We start from the raw sequence: 17,250 nt of genomic DNA on the forward strand, positions 1-17,250 counted from the left end.
CGCGCGGGGCGCTCGGGGCGCTCGGGCTCCGGGTGCTGGTTCTGCGTGCGCTCGGGCTGCTCGGGCTCCGGGCGCTTCGCGGCCCGCTCGCGGCGCAGCGTGTCGAGGGTCGCCCACGCGGGGGCACCGGAGTCGCGGAGCAGGTCGTCGAGGCGGCGCGCGTACTGCGCCTCGTCGTCGCGGTCGACGCGGTGGTAGAGCACCGCGAGGGCGCGCACCGGATCGTCCGAGCGGGGCCGGTCGAGCTCGCGCTCGGGCACGACGATCGCCCAGAACGCGTCCAGCGGCAGGGTGCGGAAGCCCATCGCCTCGTCGGGGAGGCGGGTGCCCGCCGAGGTGCTGCGGGTGCCGGTGCGGGACGCGACGACGACGCCGCCGGCGGGCGGGCCGACGCGGTAGCCGGGTGCCCGCAGCGGCCACCACGGCACGTGCACGCGGAGGCGGCCGAGGTCGGGGTCCGGGATCTCGCGGACGCCGGTCTCGCTCCTCAGGTAGCGGAAGCGGTCGTCGAGGCGGTCCGACGGGAGCGCGGAGCGGACGCCGTCGGGGGTGATCTCGACGGGGATCGTGCCGCGCTGGAACGAGCCCTGCATCGCGATCTTCGCGTTCCAGCGGTTGAAGAGGTACAGGAGCACGAGAGGAAGCAGGAGCCCGAGCAGGAGGAGCACCAGCGCGATCAGTCCGATCGCCGCCGCGTTCACCGGGAAGGTCGACGGGAACGAGAGGGCGACGGTCTGCGGGGCGCTGCCTCCGTCGGCGGTGCGGATGTCGAGGGGCAGGGTGGCCGACACGGTGGAATCGGCGGGCACCGGGTTCTCGGCGGTGACGGTGAGGGTCTGGGCGCTGCCGGGGGCGACGACGACGCAGTCACCGGGCGCGAGCGCGGCACCACTCGCGTCGGTGAAGGTCCAGGTCCAGCTGCCGGCACGGTCGGCGTTGTCGCTCGTGACCTCGGGAGGCGCGGCGAGGCAGACCCGGCCGTCGCCCCCGGCGGTCGGTCCCTGGAGCGCGAGGGTCCCCTCCGCTCGGCCCTCCGCTCCCGTCAGCTCGCTCAGCACGAGCGGCGAGGAGACGCTCGGGAACGACGCGGGCAGCACGGTGGCGACCCGCTGCTGCGTGGTCACGGGCGCGAGGGCCACCGCGTGCGGCGCGGTGCTGAGCGGGTCGAGGGAGGCGGTGACGAGGATCTCGGAGGCCGTCACGTCGGCGGGCAGCGGGAGGGTGATCGCTCCGGACGCCTCGTCGATGCGCGCGTCCTCGAGCGGCGAGGTCGCGCCGTCGGCGGTCGACGTGGCGGTGAAGACGGCCTCGTCGAAGACCGAGAGGTCGGCCGCAGTGCCGTCCGCGTTCTCGACGCGGGCGCTGAGGGTGGCCGAGAGCGAGCCGTCCTCGGCGCGCTCGACCGAGTTGGCCTCGTCGAAGACGATGCGGAGGTCGCTGAAGAAGAAGACGTCCTCGGTGCCGGCGGCGCTCAGCGTCCACTGCCCCTGCAGCTCGGGGCGGTCGACGGTCAGGGTGACCAGCGAGACGCCGGACGAGCCGGTGACCTCGAGCCCCGCGGTACCGGAGGCGGCCGACAGCACGGGCAGGTCGGACCCGGCGGGAGGGGTGAGGGTCCAGGCCGGGTCGGACACGACGGCCTGGATGCGCGAGACGCCGGCGTCGATCCAGAAGGTGCCGTCGGCGGCGAGGGGCTGGGCGGAGCCGCCGGCGATGCGGCTGCCGAGCTCGAGGAACACGGAAGCGAGCGCGTCGGGGTCGGAGGCGTCGACGACGGCGCCGCGGACGGCCCCCTCGGGCGCGGTGGCGGGCCCGCACGACGCGGTGCCGCCTCCGTACTCGCCCGTGCCCTCGACGAGGGGCCACATGATGCCGGCCTGCTCGCGCTGCTCACCGTCGGCGAGGAGGGTGCCGAGAACCACGACGCCGGCCTGCCGGAGGGCGGCGAGCACGCCGTTGCCCTCCGGCTCGGCGCCGTCGGGGTCGATGCGGACGCCGCACAGCGCGTTGGTGGCATCCGCGGTGGCCGAGGCCGAGCCGAGGTCGATCTCGCCGTCGGTCAGCCAGACGACGAGCTGGCAGGCGGAGCCGGCGCTCGGCTGGTTCTGCAGCGCGGTCTGCACGCCCTCGAGCCCGGCGAGCCAGTTCGTGCCTCCGCCCGGCGTCTTCTCGCGGATCTCGGCGGCGAGGACGCCCGGGCTGTCCGCGGTCCACGGCCGCCAGTCGACCGCGGGCTCGAAGGCGCGGCTGAAGAAGGCGGCGCCCCAGTTGACCGAGAGCGAGTCGCGCAGCCCGCCGAGCTCCTGGAGGCTGCCCGCGAGGATGTCGGCGCGCGCGACGTCGGGGTCGGAGCCGCGGCCGTCGTCGCCGCCGGTGTTGAGCGAGCCGGAGCTGTCCACGAGGTAGTAGACGTTCAGCACGTCGGAGGAGGAGAGGCAGGTGCGCAGGTCCTCGATCGCGCCGCGGCCGGTGTCGGTGAGGGACGCGGTGGGCGTGGAGACGGTGGTCGCGATCGCCGCGGATCCGCCGGCCAGGACCAGCAGGAGCACCGCGACGACGACCGCGAGGGCCCGCCGGATCACGCGGTGAGCCATTCGGAGACGGGCACGCTGATGTTGAGGACGTGCCAGGCGCCGAGCACGAGGCCCGCGCCCGAGATCCAGAGCAGCGCCCGCGAGTAGAGGGGGTTCGGCACGAAGTGCCGGGCGTCGCGGAGGGCGTGCGAGCGCTGGCTCGAGAGATCCCAGCCGGTCGCGAGGAACACGAGCACGGGAGTGAGGACGTAGCCGACGACGCTCATCCAGACCGCGCCGCCCTGCACCAGCGGGAGCGGGACGCCGAGCACGCGCACGGGGGCCGCGGCCGTCGCGAGGGCCGCGATCGCGAGGACCAGGCTCGCCGCGAAGCCCGTCGCGCCCACGATCAGGGGCAGCGCACGGGCGGAACGACGGGCCGCGGGGGCCCGGTTGAGGACGGTCGACACCGGTCCACCCTCCGCTGTCGCAGCTGAACGCTCCCTGTTGGGGGCGGCATTCCAGTATGCAGAACCCTCCGCGAGGGGCCAAACGCCGCTAGGCGGCGGGCGGCGGCGCGGTCGACTCGCGGACGACGAGGGTGGTGGCGAGCTCGAGGCGGTGCGAGACCGGGGCGATGCCGTCGTGCATCCGGATCAGGGTCTCGACGGCGAGGCGGCCGATGTCGTGCAGGGGCGTGTGGACGGTGGAGAGCAGCGGCGCGGTGGGCAGGTCGGCGTAGGTGTCGTCGTAGCCCATGACGCTGACGTCCTCGGGCACCCGCAGTCCGGCGGCCAGCACGGCGCGGACGGCCTGGAACGCGGCGAGGTCGTTCGTCGCGACGATCGCGGTGGGCGGATCGGGGAGCGCGAGGAGTCCGGGGACGATGCGCTCGGCGCTGGCCATGCCGTGCTCCGAGACGAGGGCCGGGTCCTCCGCGAGGCCCGCCGCGGCGAGGGCCTCGCGATAGCCGCCGTAGCGGGCGCGGAGACCCGGGTTCGCGGCGTCACCGCCGACGAAGGCGATCCGCCGGTGGCCGAGGGCGACGAGGTGCTCGGTCGACTGCTGGCCGCCGACCCAGTGGTTGGAGCCGATGCTCGCGACGGACGGGTCGAGCGGATTCGGGGCGTCGACCGCGACGAGCGCGAGGCCCGCGTCGGCGCACTCGGCGACCAGGCCCGGGTCGATGGCCGTGGTGACGGCGAGCAGGCCCAGGTGGCCCTGCGCGGCGACGGAGCGGACGAAGTCGCGGTCGAAGCGCATCCCCTCCTCCGCGGAGCCGCCGGGGGCGAGGACACGGGTGGCGACGTCGACGCGCTCGCTCTGCGCTCCTCCGACGACCCCCTCGAGCACGCGCAGGGAGTAGAGCGAGAGCAGCGTGTCGAAGACGACCGTGATCGATCCGCCGACCCGCCGCGCGCGGGTGCTGGGCGTGTAGCCGAGCTCGCGCAGGGCCCGCTCGACCCGCTCGCGGGTGGCCGGGGACGCGCCGGGGCGGCCGTTGAGGACCTTGGACGCGGTGGCCTTCGAGACGCCGGCGCGGGCGGCGACGACGTCGAGGGTGACGCGGACGTCGGGGGTGCGAGCCACGGGGGCCTTCCGGTGGTGGGGCGCGGAGGGCCGCGCGGGCGGAGGGTGGGGAGGCTCGGGACTCGAGCGGATGGGACGAGCGTAGCGGAAACTGTTTCCTACCTCCTCTCCTCGGCGCGTCTCGCCGCGTCGCCAGGAGGACGAGGCGGGGAAGTCGGGCGTTGCGCGCCGGTCGGCGGCCGCCTACGCTGAGCCCGATCGCGAAACTTTGCGAAACAGTTTCAAGAAGGGCTTCCCCATGACCTACACCCCGCCCCAGGTGCTCTTCGGCGCCGCGTACTACCACGAGTACCAGCCCACGCCTCGGCTGCGGCAGGACTTCGAGGAGATGCGGGACGCCGGCTTCACGGTCGTCCGCGTCGGCGAATCGGTCTGGTCGACCTGGGAGCCGGAGGACGGAGTCTTCGACCTGGAGTGGATCACTCCGGTGCTCGACACCGCCCGGGAGTTCGGCATCGGCGTGATCCTCGGCACGCCGACCTACGCGATCCCGCCGTGGCTGCAGCGCCGCTACCCCGAGATCAACGTCGAGATCGCGACCGGCAAGCCGTTCGGCTGGGGCATGCGCCAGGAGATCGACGTGGCCCACGCGGCGTTCCGCTTCCACGTCGACCGCGTGGTCCGCCGGATCCTGGAGCGGCACGCCCAGCACCCCTCGATCATCGGCTTCCAGGTCGACAACGAGCCCGGGGCCTGGCAGATCTTCAACCACCAGGCGTTCGAGCGGTTCCGCGACCGGCTCCGCACGACCTACGGCACCGTCGAGCGGCTCAACGAGGAGTGGGGGCTGACCTACTGGTCGCACCGCCTCACCGACTGGAGCGATCTCTGGCGGCCCGACGCCAACTTCCTGCCGCAGTACGACCTCGCGTGGCGGCTCTTCCAGGCCGACCTGGTCACGGAGTACCTGCAGTGGCAGACCGACATCGTGTCGGAGTACGCGGGCGAGCGCTTCGTGATGACCTGCCTGTCGTACACGCGGCCGACCATCCGCGACGACGCCGTCGGCGCGATGATGACGGTCACCGCGGGCAACCCGTACTACAAGGCGCAGGACTCGCTCGCGCTGCCCGACGCCGAGGTGAAGCCGCAGACCTGGTGGACGCAGGGCACCTGGGCGCTCTACCACTCCGCCGACTGGATGTACGGCACGCGGCACGAGCCCTTCCTGGTCACCGAGGTGGGCGCGCAGTCGATCGGCTTCTCGTCGATGAACAACCCGTCCTATCCGGGCCAGCGCCGCCAGGGCGTCTGGGCGCTGATCAGCCGCGGCGCCCAGATGATCGAGTACTGGCACTGGCACACCCTGCACTTCGGCCCCGAGACCTACTGGGGCGGAGTGCTCCCGCACTCGCAGAAGCCGGGACGCACCTACCGCGAGATCGCGGCGATCGGGGCCGAGCTCGGCGAGCTGGGGGATCGGATCGTCGGACTCGCGCCGGACGCGCAGGTCGGCGTCCTCTACGACCACGCCTCGAAGTGGACGCTCGAGCGCTTCGGACCGCTCGGCGGACCCGACGGCATGCCCGTGCCCGACTCCTACTCCCCGCTCGTCGAGGCCTTCGTGCGCGGCGCGTTCGACGCGGGGCTGCAGACCCGGCTCTTCCACGCGAGCGGACTGCTCGAGCACGACGCGGCGACGGTGGCGGCCGAGCAGCCGGTGTTCGTGGTGTCGGCCTACTACGCGGCCGACGACGCGGTGCTGGAGTGGCTGCTCGCCTACGCCGCGGCCGGCGGGCACCTGCTGCTCGGCCCCCGCACCGGCTACGCCGACACCCAGGCGCGGGCCCGGCTCGAGGTCGCCCCGGGCGGCGGCCTCTCGGCGGCGGCGGGCGCCTGGTACGACGAGTACACGAATCCGGAGCAGCCCGTGCCGGTCGTGGCGGTGGCGGCCCCCGGACTGCCCGCACTCGAGCTGCCCGACGGCGCCGCGGTCACCTCGTGGATCGAGAGCTACGAGACGACGGACGCCGAGATCCTCGCCCGCTACGGGCACCCGTTCCACGGCGACTACGCCGCGCTGACCTCGCGGGCGCACGGAGCGGGACGCGTTTCGACGGTGGGCGGGCTGCCCGACCCGCGCTTCGCCGCGGCCGTGCTGGGCTGGGCGGGCGAGGTCGCCGGCGTCGCTCCCTGGCGTCCGGAGGCGGGCTCGGTGCGCGTCCACTCCGCCGTCAACGCGCGGGCCGAGCGCCTGCACGTGGTGCAGAACTGGTCGTGGGACCGGGCGGCCGTCGTCGTGCCGTTCGCGGCCGAGGACCTGCACTCGGGCGAGCCGAGAGCGGCCGGCTCGGAGCTCTTGCTCGGCCCGTGGGACGTGCGCGTGCTGGTCACCCCCGCCTGACGCCCGGGCTCCGGCCCCGCGAGACGGGAGCCGGAGCCCTGCTCAGGCGTGCGGGTGGGTGCGCTCGAGGGACGCGCCCTCGATGTCGACGTCCGGCAGCAGGCGGTCGAGCCAGCGGGGCAGCCACCAGGCGGAGCGGCCGAGCAGGTGCATCAGCGCGGGCATGAGCAGCATCCGCACGACGAACGCGTCGAGCAGCACGCCGAACGCGAGACCGAACCCGATCGAGCGGATGATCGTCGACTCCGAGAAGACGAAGCCGCCGAACACGGCGATCATGATCAGCGCCGCCGCGATGACGACCGACCTCCCCGCCTGGAACCCCTGCGCCACGGCGAGGCGCGCGGACGCGCCGTGCACGTACGCCTCCCGCATCCCCGACGCCAGGAACAGCTGGTAGTCCATCGCGAGCCCGAACAGGATGCCCACGAGGATCACCGGCAGGAAGCTCAGGATCGGACCGGTCGCGTGCAGGCCGATGAGATCGGCTCCCCAGCCGAACTGGAACACCGACACGATCAGGCCGTAGGTCGCGAACAGCGACAGGATGAAGCCGCCCGTCGCGATGACCGGGACCAGCAACGAGCGGAACACCACGATCATGATGAGCAGCGAGAGCCCGACGACGACCGCGAGGTAGGTCGGCAGCACCGCGTTCAGCCCCTCCGAGATGTCGATGTTCGTCGCGGCCTGGCCGGCGACTCCGAGCACGACGCCGTCGCCGACCGGCGGGAGGGCGCGGAGGTCCTGCACGAGCCGCTCGGTCGAGGCGCTGTTGGGCCCCTCGGCGGGCAGCACCTGGAAGGCCAGCAGCGTGCCGTCGTCGGAGGCGGCGATCGGCGCCACGGCGACCACGTCGTCCTGCTCCGCGATCGTGCGGGCGATCTCGACCTGCGTGCGCAGGAGGTCGTCGTCGGCGACGCCGTCGGGGACGGAGGCGCTGACGAGCAGCGGACCGTTCGCGCCGGCCCCGAACTCGTCGCCGACGATCTCGAAGGTGCGGGCGCTCGTCGACCCCTCGGGCTCGCTCGAGCCGTCGGGCAGCCCGAGGCGCATCGAGAGCGACGGGATCGCGATGATCAGCAGGGCGACGACCGTGCCGACGACCGTGACGACCGCGCGCAGCGTCGACATCGGGCGGGCGGGAGCGAGCGCCTTCTGCCGGCCGATCGTGGACCGGGCCCTCCGGCGCAGCAGTCGCGTGCCGAGGAGCCCGAGGATCGCCGGGGCGAGCGTGACCGCGATGAGCACGGCGACCGCGACGCAGACCGCTCCGACCGTGCCCATGAGGCCGAGGAACGGGATGCCGGTGACGTTGAGCGCGAGCAGCGCGACGACGACGGTCGAGCCCGCGAAGACCACGGCGGTGCCGGAGGTGCCGTTGGCGAGGCCGATGGACTCGCGGACCTCGACGCCCGCGAGCACCTGCCTCCGGTGCCGGTTGACGATGAAGAGGGAGTAGTCGATGCCGACCGCGAGGCCCAGCATCACGCCCAGGACCGGGGTGACCGAGGCCATGTCGATGACCCCCGAGAAGGCGAGCGAGGCGGTGACGCCCACTCCGACTCCGACGAGCGCGGTGACGATCGGCAGCGCCGCCGCGACGAGCGAGCCGAGCATCACGATCAGCACCACGGCGGCGAAGACGAGGCCGACGACCTCGCCGACTCCGAAGATCTGCGGGACGCCCTGGGCGAGGTCGGTGGCGAACGTGACGTCGGCGCCGGGCACGGGGGCGTCCTCGAAGTGGTCGATGACGCCCTGCTTGACCTCCTCGGACAGCTCGAGGCGCGGGTCGGTGAACGAGACGTTCACGACGGCGGTGGAGCCGTCGTCGGACACGACGCCGATGCCGTCGGCGTAGCCGAGCAGCTCCTCGCCGAGGTCGAGCGGCTCGGCGCCGGCCTCGAGCTCCTGACGCGAGGCGTCGAGGGTCGCCTGCTGCTCCTGCAGCGCGCCCGCCTGCGCGTCGAGCTGCGCCTGCTGCGCGTCGATCGCCGCGAGCTGCTGGGCCGTCGCGGCCGTCGGCCAGCTGCGCGGCTCTGTCGATCTGCGACTGCCGGGCCTCGAACGGATCGACGACGGCCGCGACGCCGTCGAGCCCGGCGGCCGAGTCGGCGAGCGCCGAGATCGCCGACTCCTGCTCGCCGGTCAGCGCCGAGCCGTCGTCGGTGCGGTAGACGACCGTACCGGTGCCGCCGGCCGTGTCGGGCAGCTTCTCGGCGAGCTGGTCGGTCACCGCGCCGGAGGCCGTTCCCGGGATGTCGAAGCTGTTGGTCAGCGTGCCGCCGGCGGCGAGGAACGCGCCGACGGAGACTCCGAGGATCACGACCCACGCGGCGATCACCGCCCAGGCGCGGCGGGCGGCGAGGGAGCCGAGACGGAAGAGCAGGGTGGCCACGGGGGTCTCCAGACGGGCGGGAAGCGGGGGTGCGCCAGATCATACGCGACGTCTCGTCTAGTCAGTGGGAGTAGCCTGGGAGGCATGACGGAGCATCGGAGCGGCCCGGTCCGCAGCGCCGCGGCGCGCGAGTCGGTCCTCGAGGCGACCGCGCGGCTGTTCGCCCAGCAGGGCTGGGACCACCTCACGATGGAGGGCGTCGCCAAGGAGGCGGGCGTCTCGAAGCAGACCGTGTACCGCTGGTGGCCCTCGCGCGGCTCCCTCATCGCCGACTGCATGATCGAGGGGCGCCTGGTCGCCGTCGAGATCGCGATCGCCGACTCCGGCGACCTGCGCCGCGACCTGGAGGAGTGGCTGACGCCGATCCTGGCGCTCGCCGAGACCGAGCAGGGCACCGCGCTCATCCGCTCGCTCGTCGCCGCCGGCTCCGAGGACGCGGCCGTGGGCGAGCGGCTCATCACCGCGTTCGGCGTGGACCGCACCCTCTCGGAGCGCTTCGCGAGCGCCGTGCGCGCAGGCCAGCTGCCCGAGGACACCCCGGTCGACGAGATCGGCTACGCGATCCTCGGCGCGATCGTCCTGCCGACGGTCGGACGGCGCGGGAGCGTGCCGGCGGCGGTGCGGCGTCTCGTCGACTTCCTGGTGCGGTCGGCGTAGGCGCGACCCAGGCTCCGCGCCGCCGGGTCGACGCGCCCGACCCCCGCCGCGACGCCGGGCGTCACATCGATTCGACCCCGGCCGGACCGGCTGCTTCACTACCTAGCATGAGTAGGGATGTCGTCGTCGTCGGAGCGGGTCTCCTCGGGACTGCCACCGCGCTGCACCTCGCGCGGGCGGGCGCCCGGGTCGTGCTGCTCGACTCCGGAGCCGCGGCGGGGGGCACGACCGCCGCCGGCGCGGGCTTCGTCGGGCTCTGGGCCGCGGGCTACGCCTGGTACTGGAACGAGTCCGAGCGCGACCTCGAGCAGTACGGGATCGACTTCTACCGCGGTCTCGCAGCGGAGCACCCGATCCACCTCCGCGAGACGGGCAGCGCCTGGCTCGCCGTGAGCGACGCGGGGGTCCGCGACCACCTCGGACCGCTCGCCGCGCATCCGCTCCGCCCCGACGGCGCCCGCGCGCTCTCGCCCGACGAGGCCGCCGAGCTGATCCCGGGGCTCGACCCCCGCGCCGTGTCCGGCGGATTCGTCCATCCCGGCGGCATCCAGATCAGTGCTCCGGATGCGGGGCTCGCGCTCGTCTCCGCCGCGCGCGCCGCGGGGGTCGACGTGATCGAGCACGCCGCGGTCACCGGAGTCGTCTCGACCGACGGACGCGCCACGGGCGTCCGCACCGCCGACGGCCGCTCGTTCGCCGCCGACGCGGTGGTCCTCGCCGCGGGCTCCTGGACGAACGCCCTGCTCGCCCCGCTCGGCCGCCGACTCCCCCTCGCGCGGGTCGTGGCGAGCCGCCTGACCACCGCCCCCTTCGGCCTGGATCCGCTGCCGACCCTGATGCTGCCCGAGCTCGACGGGCTCTGGGTGCGCGAGCACCTCGGCGGTCTGACCTACGGCAACGGCGTCGGCTACGAGCCCCTGGGCGAGGCGGCGGCCGACCGTCGACCGCAGCGCACCGACCTGATCGAGCGGATGGACGCGCACCTGGCGCCGATCCTCACCCGCCTGCTCCCCGCCTCCGCCGACGCGGTGCGCGCGACCGAGTGGACGCAGGGGGTCGTCTCGTACACGGCCGACCGGCGCTTCCTCGCCGGGCCGGTGCCCGAGCTGCCCGGGCTGTTCGTCGCGGCCGGCGACAACGAGTCCGGAGTGACGCACGGACCGGGGCTCGGCCGCCTCGTCGCCGAGCTCGTGCTCGACGGGCGCGGCACGCTCGGCGACGCGAGCCGCTACGCGCCGGGCCGCTTCGCTCCGCAGCCCTTCGCCGACGAGGCCGCGGTGCTCGCCGCGATGCCGCCCCGACGCGAGGTCGACGCCGAGGTGCCGCGATGACCGGGCGCGACGTCGTCGTCGTCGGAGCCGGGCTCGTGGGAGCCGCGGCCGCCCGCTCCCTCGCCGAGCGCGGCGACCGCGTGATCGTCTTCGAGCGGTTCGAGCGCGGCCACGACCGCGGGTCCTCCCACGGCGAGACCCGCATCTTCCGCCGCGGCTACCCGCAGGACGACTACCGCGCGCTCACCGGCCGCGCCGCCCGCGAGTGGGCGCGATTGGAGCAGGAGAGCGGACGCCGCCTGTTCACCGCGACCGGAGCGATCGACCACGGCGACGCCGAGGCCCTGCGCGCCGTCGAGGACGCGTTCACGCGCGACGGCATCCCCGTCGAGCGACTCGACGCCGCCGAGGCCTCGCGCCGCTGGCCCGGACTGCGCTTCGAGACCGACGTGCTGCTGCACCCCGAGGGCGGGCGGATCGACGCCGCCGCCGCGATCGAGGCGCTGCTCGCGTCGGCCGAGTCGCACGGCGCGATCGTCCGCGACAGCGCCGGCGTGCAGAGCATCGAGGAGCGCGAGGGCGGCGTGCGCGTCGTCACCGACGAGGGCCCGCTGACGGCCGACGCGGTCGTCGTGGCCGGCGGCTCGTGGACCCCGGCGCTCGTGGGCGGGCTGGTCGAGGCGGCGGGCCGGCGCCTGCCTCCGCTGCGCGTGACCCAGGAGCAGCCCGCGCACTTCACGACGGACCTGCCGCTGGAGGGGTGGCCGAGCTTCGTGCACCACCGCGGCGACCTGCCCGTGATCTACGGCCTCGCCACTCCGGGAGTCGGAGTGAAGGTGGGCGAGCACGGCACCGGGCCGGTCGTCGATCCCGACCGCCGCGACTTCCGCGCCGAGCCCGAGCGGCTGGCGCGCCTCGTCGCCTACGTGCGGGACTGGCTGCCCGGAGTCGACGCGGCGAGCGCCGACGCGATCAGCTGCCTCTACGACATCACCCCGACCGAGGACTTCGTGATCGACCGGGTCGGGCGCGTGGCGCTCGCGACCGGCTTCTCGGGCCACGGGTTCAAGTTCGGGCCGGTCCTCGGCGACCTGCTCGCCGACCTGGTCGACGGAGGCGAGCCGCTCGGCCGCTTCCGCCTGGGCCGCGTCCCCTCCCACCCCTGACGAAAGCAGCAGCATGCACTCCTCCCGCGCGCTCGGCGTCCTCGCCGTGCTCGGCACGACCGCCCTCCTCGCCGCCTGCACCGGCGCGACGAACGGCGGCGGCGACTCCTCCGACCGGCTCGTGATCGGCACGACCGACTCGATCGTCTCGCTCGACCCGGCCGGTGCCTGGGACCGCGGCAGCTTCACTCCGCAGAACCAGATCTACCAGCACCTGCTGAGCTACGAGGACGGCGACACCACGCCCGTGCCCGAGGCCGCCGAGGAGTGCGGGTTCGACAACCCGACCACCTACCGCTGCTCGATCGCGCCCGATCTGACCTTCTCGAACGGAGACGAGCTGACCGCGTCCGACGTGGTCTTCTCGTTCCAGCGCGTGGTCGACATCGCGGCCGACAACGGGCCCTCGCCGCTGCTCGCGAACATGGAGTCGGTCGCGCAGGACGACGACGACGTCGTCTTCACGCTCGCCGTGCCCGACGACCAGACCTGGCCGTACGTGCTCTCGAGCATGGCCGGGCCGATCGTCGACGAGGAGGTCTACCCGGCCGACGCCCTGCTCGACGACGCCGACGTGATCGGCTCGGGGCCCTACGCCGTCGAGAGCTACGAGGACGGCGGACTGCTGCTGCTCGCCGCGAACGAGGCCTACTCGGGTGACGCTCCCGTGACGGCGCAGGTCGTGCTGAAGCCCTACACCTCGTCGACGAACCTGCGTCTGGACGTGGAGAACGGCGGGGTCGACGTGGCCTACCGCTCGCTGACCGCCACCGACGTGGAGGACCTGCGCGACGACTCCGCCCTGCAGGTCGTCGACGGCCCGGGCGGCTCGGTGCGCTTCCTGACCTTCAACGTGACCACGCAGCCCGGCGGCACCCCGGAGCAGAAGCTCGCGATCCGCCAGGCCGTCGCGTCGCTCGTCGACCGCGAGGAGCTGGCGGAGCAGGTCTACCGCGGCACCTACGCGCCGGCGTACTCGGTCGTGCTCGACGGGCAGACCGGTGCGACGGAGGCCTTCGCCGACGCGTACGGGGCCTCTCCCGACCCGGACGCCGCCGCCGCGCTGCTCGCCGCCGCGGGCGTGCAGACCCCGGTCGCGCTCCCGATCCAGTACACGAGCGACCACTACGGACCCGACTCGGCCCAGGAGTACGCGCTCGTGAAGGCGCAGCTCGAGGAGTCCGGCCTCTTCACCGTCGATCTGCAGTCGACGGAGTGGACCAGCTACGTCACCGAGCTCGTGCCGGAGTCGGGCTACCCCGCGTACCAGCTCGGCTTCTTCCCCGACTACCCGGACCCCGACAACTTCCTCCGCGCCGCCTACTCGTCGACCGGCTCCTCCGTCGCGAACGGCTACGCGAGCGCCGCCGTCGACGCGCTGATCGACACGGAGGCGACCGCCACCGATCTCGGAGCGCGCACGGCGGCGATCCAGGAACTCCAGCGGGTCACCGCGGTCGACGCGCCGATCATCCCGCTGCTGCAGGGCCGCGAGACGGTGGTCGCCGCCGCCGGAGTGACGGGGATCGAGGACACGCTCGACGCGACGTACCTGTTCCGGTTCTCGGCGCTGGGCGAGTAGGGCCCGGCCGGGAAGGCCTGCCGCCGAGGGAACCCCGGACCGTCGAGACGTCCCGCTGCTGCGGGTTCCCTCGACGGGTCGGGGTTCCCTCGGTCGAGGGGGCGGGCGTCAGCGGGTGAGGAGGACGGCGTCCTGCTCCCAGGGGTCCTCGGGCTCCTGCGGGACGGGAGTCGGGCGCTTCGTCCGGGCGACCGCCACCGCGATGGTCGTCACCGTCATCGCGAGGGCGGCGGTGACCATCGCGGGTCCGAGGACGTAGAACAGGTTCTGCAGGACCGCCTCGATGGGGATCGATCCGTCGGACGAGGACCACTCCATCGGCACCATCGAGAGCCCCAGCGGCGCGACGAGGGCGAGCAGCCAGAGCGCCAGCGTGTAGGCGACGAGGGCGATCCACCGACCGCTCATCGGCGGACCGCGCGGACGGCGAGAGCCGCGCCGATCGAGAGGAGGCCGACCGTCACCGCCGGACCGGGCACGAAGTTGACGACGTACATCGCGAAGCGCTCGCTCGCGGTCGACGCGCCGCTGTACATGATCGAGGACCCGGACCAGATGACGACCGCCCCGAGCACGATCAGGAGCACTCCCATCACGACGAGGGCGAGGGGGACGCGGACGTCGGTCGCCCGCCACGACGGCGGCTCGGTCCCCTCCGCCTCCTGGGGCGGCTCGTCCTCCGACTCCGCCGGCAGGCTCGCCGTGCGCTCCACCGGCGGCGCGACACCGAGCGACCGGACCGGGTCGAGCACCGGCTCCGTCGTCGGGAGCACCGCGGTGCGGGGACGAGGGGCCGCCTCCTCGCGGCGCCCCGGACGGCGGAACCGCGCCTCGGCCCGGGCTCCGCGCTCGGGAGCGGGGCCGTCGTAGCCCCGCTGGAACGCCGCGTGGTACCGCGGGTCGGTGTCGGTCGTCTCGCGTGTGTCGGTCACAGGTCCCCCCGGGCTCGTGCGTCCCGCCCATCCTGGCCCATGCGCGGGGCGGGAGCGAGGATCAGCCGGCGACGGCCGCGCGGGACGGGAGGCTCGCGACGGCCGCGCCGACGAGGAGCAGCGCGATCGTCACTCCGGTGAACAGGGGCCAGCCGCCGGCCTCGACGGCGAGGCCGAGCAGCCAGCCGCCCACGCCCGAGCCGACGTAGAACGCGATCGTGTAGACGGCGCCGGCGTGGCCGCGCAGGGCCGGAGCCGCTCGCGCGCCCGTCCACGCCGCTCCGGTCGCGTGCACGGCGAAGAACCCGGCGGTGAGCACGACGAGGCCCGCGATCACCACGGCGACGACGTCGACGAGCATGACGAGCAGACCGACGATCATGGCGGCGATGCCGAGGCGCATGAGCGTCCTGGATCCGATCCGCGGCGCCCATCGCCCGGCCAGCCGGGAGGACGCGGTGCCCGCCAGGTAGGCGGCGAACAGGAGCGAGACGAGGGCCGGCGGCAGTGCGAACGGCGGGGCCTCGAGGCGGAAGGCGAGGTAGTTGTAGACGGCGACGAAGACCCCGACCACGAGCACGGTCTGCACGGCGAGCGCGAGCAGCACCGGGTCGCGCAGGACCCGCGCGGTCTTCGCCCGGCCGCTCCCGCGCTCCGGAGCGACGGCCCGCGGCGAGGGCCCGCGCGGCGCGAGGAGCGCGAAGGCGATCGCGGCGACGGCGCAGACGAGGGTCACGACGAGCAGCGCGGGGCGCCAGCCGACGAGCGGAGCGAGGGGCCCGGCGATCAGCCGCCCCGCCGCTCCCCCGATCGTGGTCCCCGAGACGTACGCGGCGGCGGCGGCCGTGGCGACCGCTCCGCCCACCCGGTCGTGGATCGCGGCGACCGCGAGGGCCGGCACCGCTCCGAGCACGGCGCCGCCGAGGAAGCGGAGCACCAGCAGCACCTCGAACGACGGGGCCGCGCAGGCGAGCAGCGCGAGCACCACCGAGGACAGCACGGCGATCCGCATCGACGCGAGGCGCCCGATCCGCTCGGCGATCGAGGCCCACGGCAGCACCATCAGTGCGAGTCCGAGGGTCGCGGCCGAGACGGTGAGGGCCGCGTCGGCCGGGGTGAGCGCGAACTCCCGCGCGAGCTGCGGCAGGACGCTCTGCACCGCATACAGCTCGGCGAAGGTGGCGACTCCGGCGGCCAGGAGCGCGAGGGTCATGCGGAGGTCGGAGCGCTCCTGGACCGGGGCGCGCTCGACGATGCTCATGCTCTCGAGGCTAGGAGCGCGCGGATCGGATGACCAATGCCGGTTCACTGCTGATCTATACGCTGGCTGCATGAGTGACGACTCCGACTGGCCCGCGATCCTGAAGCTGCTGCCCGTCCTCGTCGCGGTCGCGCAGACGGGCAGCGTGACCGCCGCCGCCGAGGAGCTCGGAGTGCCGCAGCCCACGGCGAGCCGCTCGCTCGCGCGGCTCGCCGAGCTCGTGCGCGCCCCGCTCGTGCGGCGCGAGGGCCGCGGCGTCGTGCTGACGGAGGCGGGACTCCGCCTGGCCGAGGCCGCGCAGGACGGCATGGCGGTCATCCGCACGGGGCTCGCGGAGGTGCGCCAGGCCGGTGAGCTCGAGAACGGGCGCATCTCGATCGCGTTCCAGACCCTGCTCGGCGAGAGCTACGTGCCCGACGTGATCCGCCGGTTCCGCCGCCGGTGGCCGCGGGTCGGCTTCGGCCTGCGCCACGGCTCGCGGGCGCTGTGCCTGCGGGCGGTGGCCGACCAGGAGGCGGAGCTCGCGATCATCGCGGACCCGCCGACCCTGCCCGGCACCACGACGACCACCCTCTACACCGAGCCGCTGCTCGCGGTCGTGCACCACCGGCATCCGCTCGCCTCGCGCCGCTCGATCACGGTGGAGGACCTGCACGGGCTCGACCTGATCATGCTGTCGGCCGGCTACGGCCTGCACGAGTCGGCCCGGCGCCTGCTCCGCCACGACGGCCGCGACCCGGAACCGGTCTTCGAGGTGGGCGACTACCGGGCCGCGCGCGGGCTCGCCGCCGCCGGTCTCGGAGTCACGATCCTGCCGCCGAGCCCGTCGTCGATCGACGACGGCGTGCGCGAGATCCCGATCGACGATCCGCGGGCGATGCGCGAGATCGGAGTGCTCGTCGCGGCGACCGGCAACCCGGTGGTGCCCGAGTTCGTGCGGGCGCTGCGCGTCGCGGCGGGTGCGCGGGGGCGGGTCGTCGACTGACGCTCTGTCAGCTGCGGTAGATCTCGCGCCGGTGTCCCAGCGCCAGGACGAGGACGATGAGCCGGTCGTCCTCGATCTCGTAGACGATCCGGAAGTCGCCGACCCTGACGCGCCACGCACCGCCGCTGTTCACGAGCATCGTCGACGCCGGCGGACGGGGGTCGTCGGCGAGGAGTTCGAGAGCGGCCTGGACTCTGCGCCTGTCCTGCGGATCGAGCTTTCTCAGCTGCCGGACGGCCGAGGGCTCGAGCTCGATGCGGAACGTCACGAGAGGCCGAGCTCCGCCTTCACCTCGTCCCACGGAACCGGCGTCGAACGGGTGCGCTCCCGCTCCTCCCGAGCTGCCACTGCGGCCATGGCGTCCTCCGCATCCTCCGCCAGCTCCAGGAGGCGGTCGTACTCGTCGGCATCCACGATCGCGACGACCCGCCTGCCGCGTCGAGACAGGTAGACCGCTTCGTGCGCGAGGTGGGCGCGATCGACGAGGGCGCCGAGCTGCCGCTTGGCGTCGGAGACCGGAAGGATCTGAGTCATGAACCAAGAGTACT

Annotated in this window: 14 protein-coding genes and 1 pseudogene; 6 read left to right on the top strand and 9 right to left on the bottom strand. The window is 74.0% G+C overall.

The window, feature by feature from the left end; translation table 11 throughout:
• From NB037_RS11870 to NB037_RS11880, 3 genes are all read right to left on the bottom strand, one after another.
• Window positions 1-2,594, bottom strand: a 2,594-nt coding sequence (locus NB037_RS11870; RefSeq protein WP_251946015.1) for a hypothetical protein, incomplete at its 3' end; no start/stop codon positions are given.
• Window positions 2,579-2,983 carry a hypothetical protein gene (locus tag NB037_RS11875; RefSeq protein WP_251946017.1) on the bottom strand — a complete coding sequence of 135 codons (405 nt, stop codon included), beginning with the start codon at window positions 2,981-2,983 and terminating at the stop codon, window positions 2,579-2,581. The genes NB037_RS11870 and NB037_RS11875, both read right to left, overlap by 16 nt.
• 88 nt (window positions 2,984-3,071) lie before the next feature.
• On the bottom strand, window positions 3,072-4,103 hold the full coding sequence (locus tag NB037_RS11880; RefSeq protein ID WP_251946019.1) for a substrate-binding domain-containing protein: 1,032 nt from the start codon (window positions 4,101-4,103) through the stop codon (window positions 3,072-3,074).
• 238 nt (window positions 4,104-4,341) lie between these two features.
• Between NB037_RS11880 and NB037_RS11885 the strand changes: the two genes are divergently transcribed.
• A complete protein-coding gene (locus NB037_RS11885; RefSeq protein ID WP_251946021.1) occupies window positions 4,342-6,447 on the top strand; it encodes a beta-galactosidase in 2,106 nt (701 codons plus the stop codon).
• Window positions 6,448-6,498: 51 nt separating this feature from the next.
• Here NB037_RS11885 and NB037_RS11890 read toward each other — a convergent pair.
• A pseudogene (locus NB037_RS11890) lies at window positions 6,499-8,848 on the bottom strand (MMPL family transporter); the annotation flags it as partial.
• A gap of 84 nt (window positions 8,849-8,932) precedes the next feature.
• Here NB037_RS11890 and NB037_RS11895 point away from each other — a divergent pair.
• The 4 genes from NB037_RS11895 (at window position 8,933) to NB037_RS11910 (ending at window position 13,524) form a co-directional block, all read left to right on the top strand.
• Window positions 8,933-9,505 (top strand): TetR/AcrR family transcriptional regulator, encoded by a 573-nt coding sequence (locus NB037_RS11895; protein ID WP_251946023.1) that lies wholly within the window; start codon window positions 8,933-8,935, stop codon window positions 9,503-9,505.
• A 107-nt stretch (window positions 9,506-9,612) separates the two neighbouring features.
• On the top strand, window positions 9,613-10,836 hold the full coding sequence (locus tag NB037_RS11900; protein WP_251946025.1) for an NAD(P)/FAD-dependent oxidoreductase: 1,224 nt from the start codon (window positions 9,613-9,615) through the stop codon (window positions 10,834-10,836).
• Window positions 10,833-11,942, top strand: coding sequence for an FAD-dependent oxidoreductase (locus NB037_RS11905; protein WP_251946026.1), 1,110 nt, complete (start codon window positions 10,833-10,835; stop codon window positions 11,940-11,942). Before NB037_RS11900 ends, NB037_RS11905 begins: the two co-directional genes overlap by 4 nt.
• A 13-nt stretch (window positions 11,943-11,955) precedes the next feature.
• Window positions 11,956-13,524, top strand: coding sequence for an ABC transporter substrate-binding protein (locus NB037_RS11910; protein ID WP_251946028.1), 1,569 nt, complete (start codon window positions 11,956-11,958; stop codon window positions 13,522-13,524).
• 108 nt (window positions 13,525-13,632) lie between these two features.
• Here the strand turns inward: NB037_RS11910 and NB037_RS11915 are convergent, their stop codons facing one another.
• The 3 genes from NB037_RS11915 to NB037_RS11925 form a co-directional block, all read right to left on the bottom strand.
• Window positions 13,633-13,932, bottom strand: a complete 300-nt coding sequence (locus tag NB037_RS11915; protein ID WP_251946030.1) for a hypothetical protein — start codon at window positions 13,930-13,932, stop codon at window positions 13,633-13,635.
• Entirely contained in the window at window positions 13,929-14,456 is a 528-nt protein-coding gene (locus tag NB037_RS11920) for a hypothetical protein (protein ID WP_251946032.1), read from the bottom strand. Before NB037_RS11920 ends, NB037_RS11915 begins: the two co-directional genes overlap by 4 nt.
• Before the next feature lie 61 nt (window positions 14,457-14,517).
• Window positions 14,518-15,717, bottom strand: a complete 1,200-nt coding sequence (locus NB037_RS11925; protein ID WP_251946034.1) for an MFS transporter — start codon at window positions 15,715-15,717, stop codon at window positions 14,518-14,520.
• 70 nt (window positions 15,718-15,787) lie between these two features.
• On the opposite strand from NB037_RS11925, the gene NB037_RS11930 reads away from it, so the two are divergent.
• Complete coding sequence (locus tag NB037_RS11930) at window positions 15,788-16,702, top strand: LysR family transcriptional regulator (protein ID WP_251946036.1); 915 nt, start codon at window positions 15,788-15,790, stop codon at window positions 16,700-16,702.
• A gap of 7 nt (window positions 16,703-16,709) precedes the next feature.
• Here NB037_RS11930 and NB037_RS11935 read toward each other — a convergent pair whose 3' ends face one another.
• Both NB037_RS11935 and NB037_RS11940 read right to left on the bottom strand, forming a co-directional pair.
• Window positions 16,710-16,970, bottom strand: a complete 261-nt coding sequence (locus tag NB037_RS11935; RefSeq protein WP_251946038.1) for a type II toxin-antitoxin system RelE family toxin — start codon at window positions 16,968-16,970, stop codon at window positions 16,710-16,712.
• The gene (locus NB037_RS11940) at window positions 16,967-17,236 is read right to left on the bottom strand and encodes a type II toxin-antitoxin system Phd/YefM family antitoxin (protein ID WP_251946040.1); all 270 of its coding nucleotides are present in this window, start codon (window positions 17,234-17,236) and stop codon (window positions 16,967-16,969) included. Before NB037_RS11940 ends, NB037_RS11935 begins: the two co-directional genes overlap by 4 nt.
• Window positions 17,237-17,250: the final 14 nt, after the last annotated feature.

The sequence above is a fragment of the Rathayibacter rubneri genome (assembly GCF_023743255.1).
Classification (GTDB): domain Bacteria; phylum Actinomycetota; class Actinomycetes; order Actinomycetales; family Microbacteriaceae; genus Rathayibacter; species Rathayibacter rubneri.

Excerpts from the sequence above, each read along its gene's own strand:
- NB037_RS11885 (WP_251946021.1), top strand. The coding sequence starts at position 4,342 with ATGACCTACACCCCGCCCCAGGTGCTCTTCGGCGCCGCGTACTACCAC.
- NB037_RS11895 (WP_251946023.1), top strand. The coding sequence starts at position 8,933 with ATGACGGAGCATCGGAGCGGCCCGGTCCGCAGCGCCGCGGCGCGCGAG.
- NB037_RS11900 (WP_251946025.1), top strand. The coding sequence starts at position 9,613 with ATGAGTAGGGATGTCGTCGTCGTCGGAGCGGGTCTCCTCGGGACTGCC.
- NB037_RS11905 (WP_251946026.1), top strand. The coding sequence starts at position 10,833 with ATGACCGGGCGCGACGTCGTCGTCGTCGGAGCCGGGCTCGTGGGAGCC.
- NB037_RS11910 (WP_251946028.1), top strand. The coding sequence starts at position 11,956 with ATGCACTCCTCCCGCGCGCTCGGCGTCCTCGCCGTGCTCGGCACGACC.
- NB037_RS11915 (WP_251946030.1), bottom strand. The coding sequence starts at position 13,932 with ATGAGCGGTCGGTGGATCGCCCTCGTCGCCTACACGCTGGCGCTCTGG.
- NB037_RS11925 (WP_251946034.1), bottom strand. The coding sequence starts at position 15,717 with ATGAGCATCGTCGAGCGCGCCCCGGTCCAGGAGCGCTCCGACCTCCGC.
- NB037_RS11930 (WP_251946036.1), top strand. The coding sequence starts at position 15,788 with ATGAGTGACGACTCCGACTGGCCCGCGATCCTGAAGCTGCTGCCCGTC.
- NB037_RS11940 (WP_251946040.1), bottom strand. The coding sequence starts at position 17,236 with ATGACTCAGATCCTTCCGGTCTCCGACGCCAAGCGGCAGCTCGGCGCC.